The organism is Hydrogenoanaerobacterium saccharovorans (assembly GCF_003814745.1).
Classification (GTDB): Bacteria; Bacillota; Clostridia; order Oscillospirales; family Ruminococcaceae; genus Hydrogenoanaerobacterium; species Hydrogenoanaerobacterium saccharovorans.
In genome coordinates this window covers 849,181-866,631 of record NZ_RKRD01000001.1, presented here as the reverse complement: position 1 = coordinate 866,631, position 17,451 = coordinate 849,181, and the positions used below count along the sequence as shown (strand labels likewise).

Here is a 17,451-nt window from a genome sequence, read left to right as displayed (position 1 = left end):
TTACTCCTTTTCTAAGGCTGCACGGCGAGAAACCGAAAGCACCACGCCCATTTGGGCAAGCAGCATGGTAAGTGAAGTACCACCGTATGAGAAAAACGGCAGACTGATACCGGTATTTGGAATTGTGTTGGTAACCACCGCGATATTAAGCAGCGCCTGCAAGCCTACCTGTACAGTAAGCCCCACTGCAAGCATTGAGCCGAACTTGTCGCGTGCTTTCATTGCAATAACAAAACCGCGCCACACCAACAGTGCAAACAGTATGATAATAATCGCCGCACCCACAAAACCCAGTTCTTCGCAGACTATAGCAAAGATAAAGTCGTTTTGTGGCTCGGGGATATACAAATATTTTTGGCGGGAGTTACCGAGACCAAGGCCCATTAACCCGCCCGATGCAATAGCGTAAAGTGATTGAATTGTCTGATACCCTTTACCGCGGGGATCAAGAAACGGATCGAGCCAGTGCTCGATACGAGAAGCTGCATATTCGATGACACCGGGTATCATAACCACAATACCAAGCGCCACCACACAAGCAATAATTGCAAGCGCAAACCATTTTAAATCGGTACCGCCAATAAACATCATAATCGCGCCGATAGACAAAATAAGTATGGTTCCCGAAAGATGAGGCTCCAAAATCATCAACCCTGCAATCATTGCAAGAATTGTAACAAAAGGGACGATACCGTATTTAAATGTTTTCATACGGTCTTGATTTGCCATTATCAGCTTCGAAAACATGATAACCATTGCAAACTTTGCTATCTCTGAAGGCTGTACGCTACCGCCTGCCGGCAGCCAAATCCACCGCCTTGCCCCGTTACTCGGCGCCATAAACAGTACTACTACAAGCAACATAAGAGAAAATATGAAAATGGGAACTGCAAGCTTATTAAACCAACGGTAATCGAAAAGCGTGGTAGCAATCAACCCGCCAATCCCGAGCGCCACCCACACCAACTGTTTTTTTACATAGAAAAAGCTGTCATCGTTGTGGTAATAGGCGTTGGCATAACTTGCTGAAAACAACATGATTAAACCAAAGGTGACAAGCAACAAAACCAGCACTAAAAAAGTAATGTCTATACTGCCTTTTGCCGCTTTTGGTTTCGCCACGGCATTTTCACGTACATTTCTGCGTGCTTTGCCCATATATCTGCTATCTGCCCTCGCCTGACCCACAATATCATCCTTTCTATCTATCGTCAGCCGTGCACCACACAGGCTCGGCAGCCAACGCTCTGCCCTCTGTTTAACAGAAGAGAGCAGAGCTGTAATGTTTTATTTACAGTTACAGTCTTTGCACCGCCAAAACGGAGAGAATGCATCCAACTGCTGCAACAAGCGAAAATAATGCAACAATACGCACCTCGCTGAAGCCCGACATTTCAAAATGATGGTGGATAGGGCTCATTTTGAATATGCGCTTGCCGGTAAGTTTAAAGCTTGCCACCTGCAGCACTACCGAGCCCGCCTCGCAAATATATACTATGCCAATGGGGATGAGAAATGCAGGCAGCCCCACACCGTAACCCATGGCAACTACGAGGCCGCCGAGGAACATGGAACCGGTATCACCCATAAACACCTTTGCGGGGTGAAAGTTCCAAACAAGGTAACCAATCATAGCACCGGCAACTGCGGTTGCAAGAATGTTCATTTCGTTGAATGCAAGCATACCTGCTATCAGCATAAAGCAAGCAGAAACCACAAAGGTTACCGATGCCGCAAGCCCGTCGATGCCATCGGTGAGATTGACCGCATTTACCATAAATATAATAAACAGCATCATAACAGGGTAATATAAAACACCAAGATTAAGCTGACCAAAGAATGGCAAAACAATAATGGTGGAGGTATCGCCTTTTACATACAGTGTTGCCAAATAAGCCCCGGAAATAAGTGTTTGCAAGATAATTTTTTGCAGGGCGGTAAGCCCCAAATTGCGTTTGCGCACTACTTTAATGTAATCGTCTATAAAACCCATAAAGCCAAATGCAAGAGCCATAACAAGCCCCGAGAAAAGCCGAATAACATTCATCTCGTAGGTATGCACAAGGATATTTTCACTTTGAAAATTGTATACGATATAACCAACTGTTACTGCAACCAAAATACCAATGATAAACAGAATGCCCCCCATAGTAGGTGTACCCTGTTTATTTTTATGCCATGTAGGGCCAATATCGTTAATGGGCTGACCGTATTTTACCTTATGCAAAAAAGGTACAAACCAAATGCCCAAAATTGCTGTAATGGCAAATGCAAGCACTGCCGTAAGAATAATTACGAATGTATTCATGTTATTTTCTACGCTCCTCATATACTGTCTGAATAACGTCCTCAAGCTTCATGCCGCGGCTCGCTTTAAACCATAAAATATCGCCTTTATTTGCGTTGGCAATCAAATAACTTGCCAGCTTACGTTTGCTATCGAAATATTTTGCATCACAAACACCGCTGTCTTCCGCTCCTATTATGGTATGCTTCGACATCTCGCCGTATGCGTATACAGCATCTATGCCAAGCTTACCCGCCAAAATACCCACGTTGTAATGCGCCTTGCTCGAAATCGCGCCCAGTTCCAGCATATCGGCTGCTACTAAAATCCGCCTGCCTGTGCAACTTCTGTCCTTTAGGGTATTCAGTGCGGCTACAAAGGAATCGGGGCTGGCATTGTAGCAATCTTCCACAATGGTAATCCCGCCACAGTCTACAATTTTTTGGCGCATACCTGTCGGAGCAAATTCTGCCAGAGCCTTCGCCGCCGATTCGGGCTCTACACCGAGAAGCACGCCCGCTGTAAAGCCCGCCAAAGCGTTTAGCACATTGTGCCTCCCCATTGTGGGGATTACAGCGGGAATACTTCTGCTGTTGTATATAATTGTAAAACTAGTTGTATGGTCGTTGCTTATAATATCTTGGGCACGTACCTCGCAAGCGGGGTTATCTATGCCAAAGTAAACAATATTGAAACGGGAATTGCGGTAAGTAATAAGCAAATCATCGTCGCCGTTTAAAATAAGCGGTGCACCTGCTTTTAAGCCTGCTGTAATTTCTGTTTTGGCTCTAAAAATCCCCTCACGGCTGCCAAGTTTTAAAATATGAGATACTCCGATGTTCGTGATGATGGCAGCATCTGGCCGTGCACAAAGTGATAGTTCTTCAATTTCGCCAAACCCTGACATTCCCATCTCCACCACAGCCGCCTGATGGGTGCTTTCTATCCCAAGTACGGTTTTGGGCACACCGATTTGATTGTTGAGATTACCCTCGGTTTTAATCGTTTTATACCCTGCCGATAAAACTGCCGCAGTCATATCACGTGTAGAAGTTTTGCCGACACTGCCTGTTACCGCTACAATTTTTGTTGTAAGCTGTGCCCGATACAGCGCAGCAATGCGGCGCAGAGCTTTTTCGGTACTGCCCACATAAAGCACCCTGTCTTTTGGGTAATCGCCTTTTACCTCTGCAATTGCATACTGTGCCCCTTGTAACAAGGCATTGCCAATAAAATTGTGTCCGTCAAAATTTTCGCCGCGCAGTGCAACAAAAAGACAACCCGGACGAATATCGCGGGAATCGGTTGTAATGTAATTGACATCGCCGAACAGTTTTTTATCCGCGCATACAACCTCGCAAATTGCGGAAAGCGATAGTTTTATATCCATTGGGGTATCCTCCCGGTGTTTTTACTTTTGCTTTTCTTTTAGCAGTCTTAAAACAATTTCTTTTTCATCAAAACAGATGGTACCAAAATGCAGCACCTGATAATCCTCGTGCCCTTTGCCGCAAAGCAGAAGAATGTCGCCTGCTTTGGCAAAATCGAGCGCCCACTCAATTGCCTCATAACGGTCGGGGAAGATTTCGTACGGCGTATCATGTTCCAGTAATCCCGGTTTTGCATCGTCAATGATTTGAAGCGGGTCTTCATTGCGCGGGTTATCGGATGTGAGGATAACAAAATCGGATAGCCGTGATACAATCTCTGCCATTTTGGGGCGTTTGGTACGGTCTCGGTTGCCCGCACAGCCAAACAGCGTGATTACTCTCCCCTTTGCAAACTCCTTAACAGCAGAGATGACTTTCTCCAGCCCATCGGGAGTGTGCGCGTAATCGCGTATAACAGTAAAATCGGTATGGGTATCCAAAACTTCTGTTCTGCCAACAACGCCCGTACAGCTGTTAAGCCCAATGATTGCATTATCAAAAGAAATACCTGCCGCAAGAGAAGCAACCCCTGCTGCTAACGCATTAGAGATAGAGTATTTGCCCGGCATGCAGAATTTTACTCTGCCAATCAAGCTATCGCCTACCAAAGCAAAACGTGTTTGGGTAGCCGACGGGATGATGTTTTTTGCTGTAAAATCAGCGCTGTCACTGTCGGTAGAAAAGGTAAGGGTTTTGCAATTGATTTCATCCAACAGCCGTCTGCCGTAAGAATCGTCGATGTTGATGACTGCGGTTTCGCACATAGAGAATAATCGTTTTTTGGCTTCGTAGTAATTCTCCATCGTGCCGTGGTAATCCAGATGGTCTTGCGTAAGATTGGTAAACACCCCTACAGCAAAGCGGCAACCTGCCAAACGATGTTGGTCAAGGGCGTGGGAAGATACCTCCATTACCACATACTCACAGCCCGCTTTCAGCATACGCGAAAACAGAACATGCAACTCTGCCGGGTCGGGTGTGGTATGCGTGGCAGGCACATCCATATCACCAATTTCGTTGTGGATGGTGCCGATCAGCCCCACGTGTTTGCCGGCACTTTCAAGTACATGCTTTATCAGGTACGTAATAGTTGTTTTGCCGTTTGTGCCTGTAATGCCTATCAACTTCATATGATGGGATGGATTGCCATAGAAGTTGCCGCACATAATTGCATACGCTTCACGTGAATTGGGCACCAAAATCTGCTCTTTCAATCCCAAGTCGCGCTCGCAGACCACTGCTGCCGCACCTGCGTCCAACGCCTGCTGTGCCACCGTGTGCCCGTCAAACTTTAAACCTTTTACACATACAAAAACAGATGCCGGTATCACTTCGCGATTGTCGCAGGTAACCTTAGAGATTTCACAATCCTTTATTTTATTTTCACATTCAATCTCTTTTAAAAGCTCATAAAGCTTCATTTCGTTACCCCCTCTGCGGGAATACACCCGCTTTCACCAAGGCAAAGCTTACGCATTGCTTGCTTTGCCGCAAGTACAAATTACTTGTTATCAAATCTTGTTCACTCGTTCTGGTATATTTTATTTATTTGTCTTTAATCTGATGTATCTTTGCTGATAAATTGGACGTTTATCACCGTACCGGGTTCTACCTGTGCACCCGCTAATTCACTTTGCTTTGTTGCTGTGTTTACGCCTTCGGTAGCACCGGAGATTTTAATGTTCAGCCCTGCATCGGTTAATGCTACATTTGCCTGCTGCGCCGTCATACCAATTACATTGGGCACGGTTGCAAGTTTACTTAGGCTTTCGGTATCGGTATAAAGCAAAACTTTGCTGCCCTTGGGTACCGAAGTCATTGCGCGCGGAGTTTGTTTAATAACGGTTGAACCTTCCCCTATCACTTCGTAATTTAACCCGATCGGGCGCAAACTGCCCTGTGCATCCATAGTACCTTTACCTATAACATCGGGGACCTTAATATCAATTTTTGCAAGTTCTTCATCGGTATACTGGGGCTCTACACCAAGGTATGGCAGAGTTTCGCTTAATATTGCACCCACCACCGGTGCTGCAATTACCGAACCATATGGGTTATGCATAAATGGTTCGTCAAGCATCAGCAGGCAAGCAACTTGCGGATCGTTTGCCGGTGCAAAACCAAGAAACGACGAGATACGTTTATCAACAGCACCCTGTTCGTTTGTTTTATCCAATTTCTCTGAAGTACCGGTTTTTCCGCCTACACGGTAACCCGGTATGTAAGCATTTTTACCCGAGCCTTTGGTTACAACGTTTTCTGCCATTAAAGCAACAGTATTGCTCGTTTCGGCAGAAATTACTTGACGTTTAACCGTAGGCTCTATGTTTTTTATAATGTTGCCGTCAGAATCTATAATTTGTTTTACAAGGTGTGGCTGCATTAGATTACCGCCGTTTACCACTGCAGATATTGCTGTAATCAGCTGAATGGGGGTTACCTTAAAGGTTTGCCCAAACGATTCGGATGCAAGATAAACGTTGGGCAATTTGGTACCCATTAAGCTGATTTCATGATATAACCCTACGTTACCCGCTTCGCCGGGTAGGTCGATGCTGGTTTTATCCTGCAAACCAAATGCTTGACGATATTTTACAAATTTTTCAACACCCAGCATTTGACCAACCGTAATGAAGCCGGGGTTGCAGGAGTTCATCATAATATGGGTAAAATCTTGCGTACCATGGCCGGCTGTCTTCCAACAGCTGATTCGCTTATTTGCAATTTGTATCGAACCCTTGCACGTGTAAGAGAACGTTTTTGGGTTAACCGCACCTTCCTCCAAAGCCGATGCAGCAGTGATGAGCTTAAATACCGAACCCGGCTCATATGGGTCTGAAATCGCTTTGTTTCTCCACTGGTCGTATTGCATCTGTTGCAGCAGGTCGTTATAAAAATCCTCCCCGCTGTTAATCATTGCTTCAAGTTCTTTGCGTTTATTCACATTTTCAACTTTATCCAAAAGCGCTTTTGCAGCTTCTTTGTCGCCTGATTTTGCTAATTCCAGTTTTGCTGCAATGTTGATGTCTCCTATTGTATAGGGCGAATTGGGGTCAAAATCGTTTTTCGTTGCCATAGCCAGAATTTCCCCGGTTTTAACATCTATTACAATTGCAGTAGCGCGCGCCTGGACATTATGTTCTTTCACGGCGGTTTCAAGATGTTTTTCAACAAAGTGCTGAATGCTCTCATCAATGGTAAGTACAATGCTGTTACCGTCGGTAGCATCATACATCTTTTCGTATTTAAAAGGCATATCGGTACCCCATGCATTCTTTGCCGAAACTACTCGCCCCGGTGTACCGCTGAGCACATCATCGTATTTTGCTTCCAGCCCATAGGCACCGTGGTTTTCACTGCCTGTAAAGCCAAGCACAGTAGATGCCAAACTTCCGTAAGGATAGTAGCGTTTGTTGTCTTCTTCTAGGCTGATGCATGTAATGTTGTTTTCGGATGCAAATGCAATTACCTCGTCGGCAACAGGGCGTTCTACCCTTGTTTTAATAATTTCATAATACGTATTGCGGTGGGATTTCTCGATAATCTTATCTTTGTTTACTTCTAAAATCTCAGAAAGACCGTCGGCTATGGTATTGCGGAGTTCGTCAGCCGAACGTACAATCTTGCCGTCCTTATCTTTTTTATCGCGAATATCGGATGGGGATAACACAACGGTCCATGCTGTGGCACTTTTTGCAAGCGTTTTCATATTGCGGTCGTAAATCGTCCCGCGCTTGGGGCTGATATCTGCCTCACGCAGCTGCTGTTTTGCGGCATTGCGCTGGTATTGTTTTGCATCTACCACTTGCAAGGTAAATAAACGAACAATCAAACCCAAAGTGCCTACCACGCACAGTATAGCCATACAAACCATCATCCGACGCTTCATTTTTGAACTTGGTCCTGTAACCGCCATATCATATCCCCTTTCCGTGGTCGAATCCTGTCTGTTTTACTCGACCTATGGCGGACTTTGTCCGCAAAAAAGCAAAGAGTCAAGAATATAACATCCTTAACTCTTTTAGGATCCACTCCATACTTATTTTCCTACTTGTTAAGGTATTCCTTTATTTTGGCTATAACCTTCTCTACCAGGTTCCCATTCGCCAAATCTTGCTCTGCTACCTCAACGACGTCATTTGGTGCCAAATTAATGTATTCGATCTGACTTCTGTCCATCTTAACAAGCCCCATAGAATTTTCAGCGCTTGTTTCAATATTTTTAACAGACAATTTATTTTCAAGCGAGGCCTGTAGCCGCACATGCTCGCTTTCCAAATCGGCGGCTTCAGCCGCAACGGAGTTAATTTGTGCACCAATTTCGGTAAGTACCACATTGTTATAAATAAACAGTGAAGTAATTGCAACAACAATAATTGCAGTAAACAGCACTGTTGCGGGGGATAAGCCGAACAAAAGGCTGGGTGTTGGATTGTTGTTTTTAATGACTTTGATTGTACGCCGTTCTTTGCGTTCTTCAAACAGCGAAAGATCATATGCCGAGGTATTGTTTTGTGATACAGCCATTTTGTTCGTCCTCCCTTTATTTAAAAACAGTTTAACATCTTTTTTTATTTATTTATTTTAATTACAATTTTTCAATAACTCTTAACCTTGCACTTCTGCTGCGACGGTTTACTTCTAATTCTTGGGCAGTAGGCTCAATGGGTTTGCGCGGTGTGAGCTTGCCTTTTGGCGTTCTGCCGCAAACACATATAGGGAAATCCGGCGGACAGATGCACCCTTTGGTGTACGCCGCAAATTTTTGTTTTACCATCCGGTCTTCTAACGAATGAAAGGTAATAACGGCGAAACGCCCGCCTGTATTTAAACGGTCAAATGCGGTGTCTAGCGCGGTAGATAAGCTTTCAAGTTCTCCATTTACCGCTATGCGGATTGCCTGAAATGTTTTTTTTCCGGGGTTTCCCTCGCGCTTAACGGCAGCAGGTACCGATTTTTTGATAATCTCCAGTAGCTGCAACGTTGTTTCTACCGGTGCTTTTTCTCTGTCTTTTACAATGTTCTGTGCAATTTTCCAAGCAAACTTTTCTTCACCAAACTCGCGTAAAATCCGCGCCAAGTCATCTGCGGAATAGGTGTTGACAATATCATAGGCGCTAACGCCGCTTTGACTCATACGCATATCGAGCTTTGCATCCTGTAAGTAAGAGAACCCACGCTCGGCGGTATCCAATTGGTGCGACGAAACTCCCAAATCCAGCAGAATCCCATCGACTTTATCAATTCCGAGAGAATCGAGAACCTGCGGCAGCTGTGCAAAATCGCTTTGCACTACCTGAGCACAAGAGTATTCAGCAAGGCGTTCGGTTGCTGTTCTGACTGCATCGGGGTCTTTATCTAATGCGAGCAATCTGCCGGTGGTAAGCTTTGCCGCTATGTGTGAGGAGTGCCCTGCACCGCCCGCCGTACCGTCAACATAAATGCCATCGGGTTTAATGTTCAATGCCTCGATGCATTCGTTTAGCATGACCGAAATATGATGAAACTCCATAGTCAATCCTTTCCAATCAGAAACCCAATTCCTCCATAGCCTGTTCGACCATTTCGGGGGTCAGCTCCTCGCAGCTCTTCTGCCATTTTTCTTTGTCCCAAATCTCAGCTCGCACAGAGGCACCAATAATCATAACCTCTTTGCTCAGCTCGGCATAATCGCGCAGATTAGGCGGTATCACAATTCTGCCTTGTTTATCAAGTTCAACATCGACAGCACCCGAGAATAAAAAACGCTGCAACGTTCTTGCTTTGCTCATGGGCAGCGCTTTAATCTTCTCTTCCAGTCTTCCCCATTCATCCATTGCATAAACAAACAGGCAGCCGTCAAGGCCTTTGGTAAGAATAAAGTGTTCCCCCAAGTGTTCGCGCATTTTGGCAGGAAAATTGACGCGGCCCTTCGCATCTAAGCTGTGAGCATATTCGCCGATTAGCATTTTCCGCCACCTGCCTTTCACTTTGAGGGTTTATAAACCACTTCGCCCCACTTTGCACCACCATAGTTTTATTATAACGATATTTTTTCATAAATGCAATGATTATATTTTCTTTTTCAACCCCTTTTTTCGGCATTTGATGCGGATTCCAACAGCTTTTAACAAAACATGCACAAACAGCTATAAAAACCAAAGATTTCTTCATTTCAATCGACAACGTCATACAAAATAAAAAAGAGACGGCATACAAGCCGTCTCATAATTTCGAAATATTTAATAAGAACCGAGTTATTTTTTTGTATTACGCAAAGCCTGACGCGTACTTTTTACTTCCATCAGCGACTTAGCAAGTCCATCTTCGGTGGTTTTAAGCATTTTGTCGGCGAACTCCTGTGCCACTTGACGCATCTCGCGCGATTTCATCTGTGCCTGCGTTATCATTTCTTGTGCTCTTTGATGTGATTGGCGCATAATTTCTTCTTGTGCAACAAGAGATTTTGCACGCTCTTCAGCACGGCGCACAATCGCTTCTGCCTCACGTTTTGCCTCTGCAATAATTTCGCCTCGGTCAGCTACTATTTTTTTTGCATGAGAAATTTCAGGAGGCATATTTGCGCGAATATCATCAAGCAAGTCCCGCACTTTATCTGCATCCAAAACACATCGTCCGCCTGTCATTGGCAAATTCCAGGCACGGTCAATCATTTCATCCAGCATATCCAGAATTTCTTCCACATTCATATTAAAACCTCCTTGATTCTAAGGTGTTTTAGATCGAGCGGCACAGCCTATCCTTTACTTCTGTAACAATTACTCCGGGTACAAAATCGGTGATATCGCCGCCAAATGAAGCGATTTGCTTTACAATACTGGAACTAAGATACATATTCTCGGTAGCAGTGGTTAAAAACAAAGTATCCGCTTGCGGATTAAGCTTTTTATTAATTAGTGCCATCTGAAACTCATATTCAAAATCGGTTACTGCGCGCAAACCTTTTACAATCGCAACCGCACCTTTATCTCGTACATAATCCATCAGCAACCCTGAGAAATTATCTACCTCCATATTTGGGATATCGGTAGTTGCACGGCGTATCATGTCCATTCGCTCTTCAGCCGAAAAGCTAGGGTGTTTGTCTGGGTTGATAACTACAACCACAATGATTTTATCGAACAGCTTGGATGCCCTGTGAATAATGTCTAGGTGTCCCTTTGTAACCGGGTCAAAGCTGCCGGGGCAAACTGCAATTCGCATTAATCAACGTCCCCCTCGTTTTTGTAAACATGTACCAGTATTCTGCCATAACGATAGGTTTTGCGCAAGGTAAAGTTCTCCACGGATTCCGGCAATTTTTCGTCTGCTTGCGTTTCACACACAATAATGCTGTTCTCACGCATCAGCTTAGCCACACCAGGTAAAACAGCTGCCACCAGCCCGAGATGGTAAGGCGGATCTAAAAAAGCAATATCATAGCGATCGGCAGCACTTAGTAAATATGTTTTTGCTTCCATGGGGTAAACTTTTGCTTTACCGATAAACCCTGTGGCATCGAGATTCTGCTTAACCGCAGTAATGGAAAGTTTTGCACTGTCTACAAACGTTGCGCCTTCGGCACCTCTCGAAAGTGCTTCAATCCCCATCTGACCGGAACCGGCAAACAAATCGAGCACATTTGCACCCGGAATATCAAATTGTATAATTGAAAAAATCGATTCTTTTACCTTATCAGCTGTAGGCCGCGTGTCCAGTCCTTCCGGGGTGACGAGTTTTCGTCCGCGGGCCGTACCTGTAATCACTCTCATTTTTGTAACTCCTTTAAGCAGACCCAAGCCGCTTTCAATCCAAAACTATTATTTTTACAGTAAAGTGTACACGTAATATTATCGGTTAATTTTGATAAGCTGTCAACTGCAAATATGCTAATTGGTAAAAATTAACTATTTTCATGGAGAAAATTGTAAAGATTTGTTGCAGTGTTAACCGTCATAGAAGGTGCTTCGGCAAGCTCTTCACAAGTGGCAGATTTCATCGCTTTTACCGTTTTAAAGTGCTTGAACAACGCTCTTGCCCTGTTCTCGCCAATACCATCCACCTTGGTGAGACTCAGTTCGAATGCAGTTGCCTTATGTTTGCTGCGTGAATAAGTGATGGAAAAACGGTGTACTTCATCTTGTATTTTTGTAACAAGAGTAAATGCTGTGCGGTTAGAATTGATTGCAATCTCGCCGCCATCCTCAGCAATGGCACGCGTTTTATGCTTATCATCCTTTACCATACCAAAGACAGGAATGTCGCCCAACCCCATTTTGCTAAGCAACGGACGGATGACACCCACATGCCCCTTGCCGCCATCAAGCAGAATCAAATCGGGTTTTTTACCAAAACCTCTGCCCGTTTCTTGCTCTTCAAAATAACGGTTGAAGCGGCGGGTGATTACCTCACGCATACATGCATAATCGTCCGGAGTAAACTGAGACTTAATAGAAAATTTTTTATATGCTTCTTTTTTTGGACGGGCGTTCTCAAAAACCACCATCCCCGCCACCATGGTATCGGAACCAATATTCGAAATGTCGTATGCCTCGATGTAAACAGGTGCCGATTTCAGCCCCAGCAGACGTGCGAGCTCATCCAATGCGGCAACTTCTTTGCCTGTTCTTTCTGTTTCGTGCGACAGGCGCTGTGCGGCATTGTTGCGCGCCATCTGGGTTAGCTGATAGCCCTCGCTGCGTTTGGGTATGTGCAGGGTAACTTTATGCCCCGCTTGCTGTGTAAGATACTGTTCGATGATGGGCATATCGTCAAATTCGCCGTCTACAGATACTATTTTTGGGCGGTCTGTATGCGAACTGTAATAGTTTGTGATAAATTCACCGCGGAACTGCTTCAATTCACCGGCATCAGTGAAAATATAGTCATCCTTATCCACCAAGCGTTGGTTGCGAAATTTCAGCACTGCGGCACAGGTGAGCTTATCCAACTGCGCAAACCCGATGATATCCTGATTATCGGCTTTGGTATAGATGACCTTCTGATGTTCGGTAATACGATTGATGGCATTGATGCGGTCGCGCAGCTTAGCAGCTTTCTCAAACTCCATATTCTCGCTTGCAACCATCATTTCATCGGTTAGCTTATCAATTGCCTGCGTACTGCCGTTTTTAATAAACTCTACTGCCGAGTCAATCACCTGTTGATACTCTTTTTCCGTAATTTTGCCCCGGCAAACACCCATACACTGTTTGATGTGAAAATTCAGGCAAGGCCTGCCTTTGCCGAATTCATTCGGGAATTTGCGGTTACAGGTTGGCAGCATAAAAATTTTATTGGTTTCATCCACCGTCTGGCTTACCACAAACGAAGAAGTATACGGCCCTAAATAAATTGCTCCATCATCCAATTTTTGCTTTTCTGCCGTAATTCTGCCCCACGGAGGAGCGGAAATTTTAACATAAAAGTAACCCTTGTCATCCTTGAGCAAAATATTGTACTTTGGCGTATATTCTTTGATAAGGCTGCATTCCAACACAAGGGCTTCAAACTCGCTGGCTGTGACGATATACTCAAAATCATATACCGATTCAACCATTTTATACACTTTATCTGTGTGTTTTTCTACACTGCGAAAGTAGCTGGATACTCTGTTTTTGAGCGCCTTTGCCTTACCAATATATATGATGGTACCGCTTTTGTCTTTCATGATATAGCAGCCGGGGTCCAGCGGCAGCTTTTTCACTTTATTTCGAAGGTACGGAAGCCTGTCATTGTTCATCCTGTCGCCCTCCCTAGAAAAAAATAGCGCTGCCAAAACGATGACAGCGCAATTGTTGCTATTGCTAATATAAAATGTACGCACTGAAGTAAATTGGTTGCCTTCAGCGGCTATGTTTGAAAAATTACTCTGTAAAGCCGGATTCGATTAATTTAACAAGACCCTCAACAGCAGCCTGCTCATCAGAGCCGTCTGCAATAATACGAATATTGGTACCGCCTACAATACCGAGAGACAACACGCCAAGAAGGCTCTTCGCATTGACTCTGCGTTCTTCTTTTTCAACCCAGATAGACGATTTATATTCATTTGCTTTTTGAATAAAAAAAGTAGCGGGGCGCGCGTGTAAACCAACCTGGTTTTGAACAGTAACATCTTTTACAAACATAATCATACTCTCCCAAATCAATATATATGGTTTATTAATCAAAATGTGTGTTGCGCAGGAACGTTAGCATACTTGTATGTTTTAATTATAGCATACTGGATTTTTTCGTCAACGGATAATAGCGCTTGTTTGGGGTATTTGAAAGAAATTCTGTTGTTTTTATAGATACACATAGAACAAGCGCGCATCGTTTGTACATAATTACTACAAAGTTTTCAACATCATCAGCATGTTATACACTACAGGAACCAACAAAGCAGGTATGATATTGGCTGTTTTAATTTTGCTGCTGCCAATAAAGTTTAGCCCTATACAAAGAACAATGGCATATCCCACCATACATATCATCGACAACAAATCGTCGGACACTGCTTTGGTAAGTACACCTGCAAGCATGGCGATGGTGCCTTGATAGAGTAATACAGGGATTGCAGAAAACAGCACCCCCACCCCTAAAGTGGATGCAAGAATAAGTGCCGTGGTGCCGTCGAGTGCACTTTTTATAAACAGTACACTTGAGTCACCGCGCAGCCCGTCGTTAAGCGGCCCGATGATGGACATTGCACCAACGCAGAATATAAGCGAAGAACTGATAAAACCTTTTGCAAAACCATCTACTTTCAGCTTGTTTTCAATCATTCTTCCCAAAAGGTTCAGCCGGTCATCAATCTTTAAAAGTTCACCGATCAAGGTGCCAACTGCCAAACTGATGATAAGCAGCAGCCCGCCTCTGTCCCTCAACTTGCCCGAAGGCAATACGGTAATCATTGAGGAAAGTACGCCGTTAAGCGCTACAATCAGAATTCCGATACCCAGCGAGGACATCACTGCATCTTCTACATGCTTTGGTACACCACGTTTAATCAGCAAGCCAATCAGCCCGCCCAATGCAATTGCTACCGTATTAACAATTGTTCCTATCATTTGTTTTGCCTACTCCCCTGTTGTTATAGTATGATCCCCTTTATTGAGCAGTTCCTTTTGTGCCTGTTTTTTTGCAAGCCGTTTATTGGTTATAATCGCTGCTATCTTATAAATAACGGCAAAAGTAGGAATGCCAAAAATCATACCCGGCAGCCCGAAAAATCCGCCGCCCAATATGATTGCAAACATAACCCAAAAACCCGAAAGACCGATGGAATCCCCTACGATTTTGGGCAGAATGATGTTGCCGTCCACCGTTTGAATCAACACAATGAGCACTACAAACCAAATGGCACTTTTTAAATCTACCATTAAAATAATCAAGGTACAGGGTATTCCGCCGATGTATGGACCGAATATTGGTATAATGTTGGTGATGGCAATAATCGTAGAAATCAGCACCAAATAAGGGTTGACAGCGTCCGATAGAGGCATCAGGTTCATACCGATAAAGCATAAAACGCCTACAATCATAGCATCCAACAATTGCCCCGAAATAAAGCCGTTAAATGTGGTATACGCTATGTTGCCCAAACGCAGCATTCTGTCGCGGTGCAGTTCGGATAAATAAGCGTTGAGGAACTTTTTTATCTGCTGTATAAAACGTTTTTTACCCGCTAACAGATAGATCGAAACGATGAAGCCTATAAACAGGTTTGATACCCCAGTTGTAAGTGATTTTGTAAAATTCATTACCTGAGGCAGCGCGTTGCTTAACAGCTTGGTAACCTTTATCAGGATATCTTCCCAAGATCCCAAAAAGTTTTGCACAAGATCGCTGCTGATACCAAAACGGTTCATCAGTTCATTAATTGTATTTTGCAAGCTCTCTAAATATTGCGGAAAATTATTTATCAATATGGTAATGCTCGTTACTATTTGAGGCAGCACAAGCGAAATTACGAAAGTGAAAATCATTAAAAAGAGTGCATAAGTAATCAGCATTGCAAGGAAGCGTTTCTGTTTTTCTCCCCACTTGCTGGTATTACCTATAAACAAGCGTGATTCGATGGCTTTCATCGGCCCGTTAAGCACAAACGCAATGCCAAACCCCACAAAAAACGGTCTGATAATGCTTAACAGCTTGGATGCGGCACCCAAAAAATAGCGTGCGTTGAACAGCACAAAAAATAACAGTACCACATACGTACTGATGACAATCCATGTTCTAATTTTATATTTGGTTGGAGAATCGAGTTTTCTCATTCGTGTTTTTTCCTGCTTTCTACTTAAAATGCGCTCTTTCTTATTCTTGTTATTCTATCCATTATTATACAAGATGCATGTCCGCTTTACAATGTAGAGAAAAGAAATTTTTGCATACCTTTCTGCTCCATTATTCACGTTTTTGTCATAATATGCTAATTGCCATTTCATAACACAGGTGTATGCTTGCATAGGAAAAAGATTTTCTGCATTGGCTGGTGCATATGTATTTATCACTTTGACTGGCTTTTGTAACCGAAGCGTCATTGAAACTATCTGGTTTAAACGGTATACTGGTAGTATTGCTTTTGAGGAGAGTGCTCTTAATGGAGAACGAATTATCACAACAAATTTTGGTGTATAAAAAGAAAATGAAATTGCAGTTTGCAAGCTACATTGTGATTGCCTTCATTGGTGCAGGGCTGCTTGCTTGGTGGCTGACGTCGCATTATAACGGCTTATTTGATATTTATCAAGCTTACATTGTAGGTGTTAGTGCAGGGCTGTTCATTTATGGCACAGGCTCGTCAGTTAAGATGGCACTGCTGTTAAAAAACAGGGACAAGCTTGCCGCTACAGCTGCCGAAAAGTTAGGCAGAACTACCGATTCAATCAACGACAAAGCTATGGCAGCAGCCTTTAAAATATTTCTTTCTGTAATGATGGTTGCCCTTATATTTATTGGCAATATGTTTAATTTTACTTCGTTTGTTGTTTGTTTATTTACCGTTGTATTTGCTTATTTATGTTATATCTTTACATGGGTGTTTATGAAAAAGGCAAAATAAAAAACGAACAAAAGGTGCCCCGTGCAATGCATGGGGCACCTTTTACATGGTATTTTTGTAAAAGAGTAAAAGCGAATGATAAATGATTCGTATGCGCCTTCGTTCTAATAATCGTTGTGCTTTTCTCTACCGGTTGACAGATAGATACCATTATTGTGCTGTGTCTGTACTTTTCATCTCAGTTTTTAGCTTCTCAACGTCTTTATTGCCAAAGAGTATAAAAAGATAAGGTGTAAACATGCTTGGTATAATCAGAATAAATGATGACAGCGGCAGATTTTTTAAAAGCATCTGATACAGAGTAGTATAAAGGCTGACGGGAACAAACAGATACATGAATGTTATGGAATAGCTTGCAAACATTTGAAAAAGCTGCTCTGCCACCAAAACAATGATTTGGTACAGCACAACAAGGGACGCAGATTTTGCAATTTCTTTTTTTGTCATATCTTTAAAACAAAATAGCCCCGCAGCAATGAATAACACAACACATAAAACCAAAGAAAAATAATATACGGTATCTCCCATTTTCAATGTCCACTCCGTTGAATCTTTCACCATTCGCAAAACAACATTATGTTCTATTGCAGAAAGTATCAATCCTGCCACCAAAGATACCAGTGGTACTCTTAACAATTTATTTTTCAATTCAGCACATCCCATCAAGTTATACGCCAAATTATACCATAAAATCAAGATGGTTACAA

17 protein-coding genes are annotated in these 17,451 nt (G+C 43.4%); 1 reads left to right on the top strand and 16 read right to left on the bottom strand.

Annotated features, from left to right (window positions below):
* The 15 genes from ftsW to EDD70_RS03975 form a co-directional block, all read right to left on the bottom strand.
* Positions 1-1,188: a putative lipid II flippase FtsW gene (ftsW, locus tag EDD70_RS04045; protein ID WP_242943086.1), complete on the bottom strand. Its 1,188-nt coding sequence runs from the start codon at positions 1,186-1,188 to the stop codon at positions 1-3.
* Positions 1,189-1,297: 109 nt separating this feature from the next.
* Entirely contained in the window at positions 1,298-2,308 is a 1,011-nt protein-coding gene (mraY, locus tag EDD70_RS04040) for a phospho-N-acetylmuramoyl-pentapeptide-transferase (protein ID WP_092752770.1), read from the bottom strand.
* 1 nt (position 2,309) lies between these two features.
* Positions 2,310-3,677: a UDP-N-acetylmuramoyl-tripeptide--D-alanyl-D-alanine ligase gene (locus EDD70_RS04035; RefSeq protein WP_092752772.1), complete on the bottom strand. Its 1,368-nt coding sequence runs from the start codon at positions 3,675-3,677 to the stop codon at positions 2,310-2,312.
* A gap of 21 nt (positions 3,678-3,698) precedes the next feature.
* Positions 3,699-5,138 (bottom strand): UDP-N-acetylmuramoyl-L-alanyl-D-glutamate--2,6-diaminopimelate ligase, encoded by a 1,440-nt coding sequence (locus EDD70_RS04030; protein WP_092752774.1) that lies wholly within the window; start codon positions 5,136-5,138, stop codon positions 3,699-3,701.
* A gap of 134 nt (positions 5,139-5,272) precedes the next feature.
* Positions 5,273-7,633: a penicillin-binding transpeptidase domain-containing protein gene (locus EDD70_RS04025; protein WP_242943087.1), complete on the bottom strand. Its 2,361-nt coding sequence runs from the start codon at positions 7,631-7,633 to the stop codon at positions 5,273-5,275.
* Positions 7,634-7,764: 131 nt separating this feature from the next.
* Positions 7,765-8,244: a hypothetical protein gene (locus EDD70_RS04020; RefSeq protein WP_092752776.1), complete on the bottom strand. Its 480-nt coding sequence runs from the start codon at positions 8,242-8,244 to the stop codon at positions 7,765-7,767.
* 61 nt (positions 8,245-8,305) lie between these two features.
* A complete protein-coding gene (rsmH, locus tag EDD70_RS04015) occupies positions 8,306-9,229 on the bottom strand; it encodes a 16S rRNA (cytosine(1402)-N(4))-methyltransferase RsmH (RefSeq protein WP_205408585.1) in 924 nt (307 codons plus the stop codon).
* A gap of 16 nt (positions 9,230-9,245) precedes the next feature.
* Positions 9,246-9,665: a division/cell wall cluster transcriptional repressor MraZ gene (gene mraZ / locus EDD70_RS04010; protein WP_092752780.1), complete on the bottom strand. Its 420-nt coding sequence runs from the start codon at positions 9,663-9,665 to the stop codon at positions 9,246-9,248.
* Positions 9,666-9,953: 288 nt separating this feature from the next.
* Positions 9,954-10,406 (bottom strand): ATPase, encoded by a 453-nt coding sequence (locus EDD70_RS04005; RefSeq protein ID WP_092752782.1) that lies wholly within the window; start codon positions 10,404-10,406, stop codon positions 9,954-9,956.
* 28 nt (positions 10,407-10,434) lie between these two features.
* A complete protein-coding gene (gene coaD, locus EDD70_RS04000; RefSeq protein WP_092752784.1) occupies positions 10,435-10,920 on the bottom strand; it encodes a pantetheine-phosphate adenylyltransferase in 486 nt (161 codons plus the stop codon).
* Entirely contained in the window at positions 10,920-11,495 is a 576-nt protein-coding gene (gene rsmD, locus EDD70_RS03995; protein ID WP_423230117.1) for a 16S rRNA (guanine(966)-N(2))-methyltransferase RsmD, read from the bottom strand. The genes coaD and rsmD overlap by 1 nt, the downstream gene beginning before the upstream one ends.
* 104 nt (positions 11,496-11,599) lie before the next feature.
* The gene (uvrC, locus tag EDD70_RS03990) at positions 11,600-13,438 is read right to left on the bottom strand and encodes an excinuclease ABC subunit UvrC (protein WP_092752788.1); all 1,839 of its coding nucleotides are present in this window, start codon (positions 13,436-13,438) and stop codon (positions 11,600-11,602) included.
* A gap of 124 nt (positions 13,439-13,562) precedes the next feature.
* Positions 13,563-13,826 (bottom strand): HPr family phosphocarrier protein, encoded by a 264-nt coding sequence (locus EDD70_RS03985; protein WP_092752789.1) that lies wholly within the window; start codon positions 13,824-13,826, stop codon positions 13,563-13,565.
* 204 nt (positions 13,827-14,030) lie between these two features.
* A complete protein-coding gene (locus EDD70_RS03980; protein WP_092752791.1) occupies positions 14,031-14,750 on the bottom strand; it encodes a DUF554 domain-containing protein in 720 nt (239 codons plus the stop codon).
* Positions 14,751-14,759: 9 nt separating this feature from the next.
* Entirely contained in the window at positions 14,760-15,956 is a 1,197-nt protein-coding gene (locus EDD70_RS03975; protein ID WP_092752793.1) for an AI-2E family transporter, read from the bottom strand.
* A gap of 326 nt (positions 15,957-16,282) precedes the next feature.
* Between EDD70_RS03975 and EDD70_RS03970 the strand changes: the two genes are divergently transcribed.
* Positions 16,283-16,744 carry a hypothetical protein gene (locus tag EDD70_RS03970; protein WP_092752795.1) on the top strand — a complete coding sequence of 154 codons (462 nt, stop codon included), beginning with the start codon at positions 16,283-16,285 and terminating at the stop codon, positions 16,742-16,744.
* Positions 16,745-16,894: 150 nt separating this feature from the next.
* On the opposite strand, the gene EDD70_RS03965 is transcribed toward EDD70_RS03970, so the two are convergent.
* A complete protein-coding gene (locus tag EDD70_RS03965) occupies positions 16,895-17,392 on the bottom strand; it encodes a hypothetical protein (RefSeq protein WP_123811011.1) in 498 nt (165 codons plus the stop codon).
* Positions 17,393-17,451 lie beyond the last annotated feature (59 nt).

What these genes read in the sequence shown, in the direction of transcription:
- EDD70_RS03970 (WP_092752795.1), top strand. Translation starts at nt 16,283, where the DNA reads ATGGAGAACGAATTATCACAACAAATTTTGGTGTATAAAAAGAAAATG.
- mraY (WP_092752770.1), bottom strand. Translation starts at nt 2,308, where the DNA reads ATGAATACATTCGTAATTATTCTTACGGCAGTGCTTGCATTTGCCATT.
- EDD70_RS04030 (WP_092752774.1), bottom strand. Translation starts at nt 5,138, where the DNA reads ATGAAGCTTTATGAGCTTTTAAAAGAGATTGAATGTGAAAATAAAATA.
- EDD70_RS04005 (WP_092752782.1), bottom strand. Translation starts at nt 10,406, where the DNA reads ATGAATGTGGAAGAAATTCTGGATATGCTGGATGAAATGATTGACCGT.
- rsmH (WP_205408585.1), bottom strand. Translation starts at nt 9,229, where the DNA reads ATGGAGTTTCATCATATTTCGGTCATGCTAAACGAATGCATCGAGGCA.
- EDD70_RS04035 (WP_092752772.1), bottom strand. Translation starts at nt 3,677, where the DNA reads ATGGATATAAAACTATCGCTTTCCGCAATTTGCGAGGTTGTATGCGCG.
- coaD (WP_092752784.1), bottom strand. Translation starts at nt 10,920, where the DNA reads ATGCGAATTGCAGTTTGCCCCGGCAGCTTTGACCCGGTTACAAAGGGA.
- EDD70_RS04020 (WP_092752776.1), bottom strand. Translation starts at nt 8,244, where the DNA reads ATGGCTGTATCACAAAACAATACCTCGGCATATGATCTTTCGCTGTTT.
- EDD70_RS04025 (WP_242943087.1), bottom strand. Translation starts at nt 7,633, where the DNA reads ATGGCGGTTACAGGACCAAGTTCAAAAATGAAGCGTCGGATGATGGTT.
- EDD70_RS03975 (WP_092752793.1), bottom strand. Translation starts at nt 15,956, where the DNA reads ATGAGAAAACTCGATTCTCCAACCAAATATAAAATTAGAACATGGATT.
- mraZ (WP_092752780.1), bottom strand. Translation starts at nt 9,665, where the DNA reads ATGCTAATCGGCGAATATGCTCACAGCTTAGATGCGAAGGGCCGCGTC.
- EDD70_RS03980 (WP_092752791.1), bottom strand. Translation starts at nt 14,750, where the DNA reads ATGATAGGAACAATTGTTAATACGGTAGCAATTGCATTGGGCGGGCTG.
- uvrC (WP_092752788.1), bottom strand. Translation starts at nt 13,438, where the DNA reads ATGAACAATGACAGGCTTCCGTACCTTCGAAATAAAGTGAAAAAGCTG.
- EDD70_RS03985 (WP_092752789.1), bottom strand. Translation starts at nt 13,826, where the DNA reads ATGTTTGTAAAAGATGTTACTGTTCAAAACCAGGTTGGTTTACACGCG.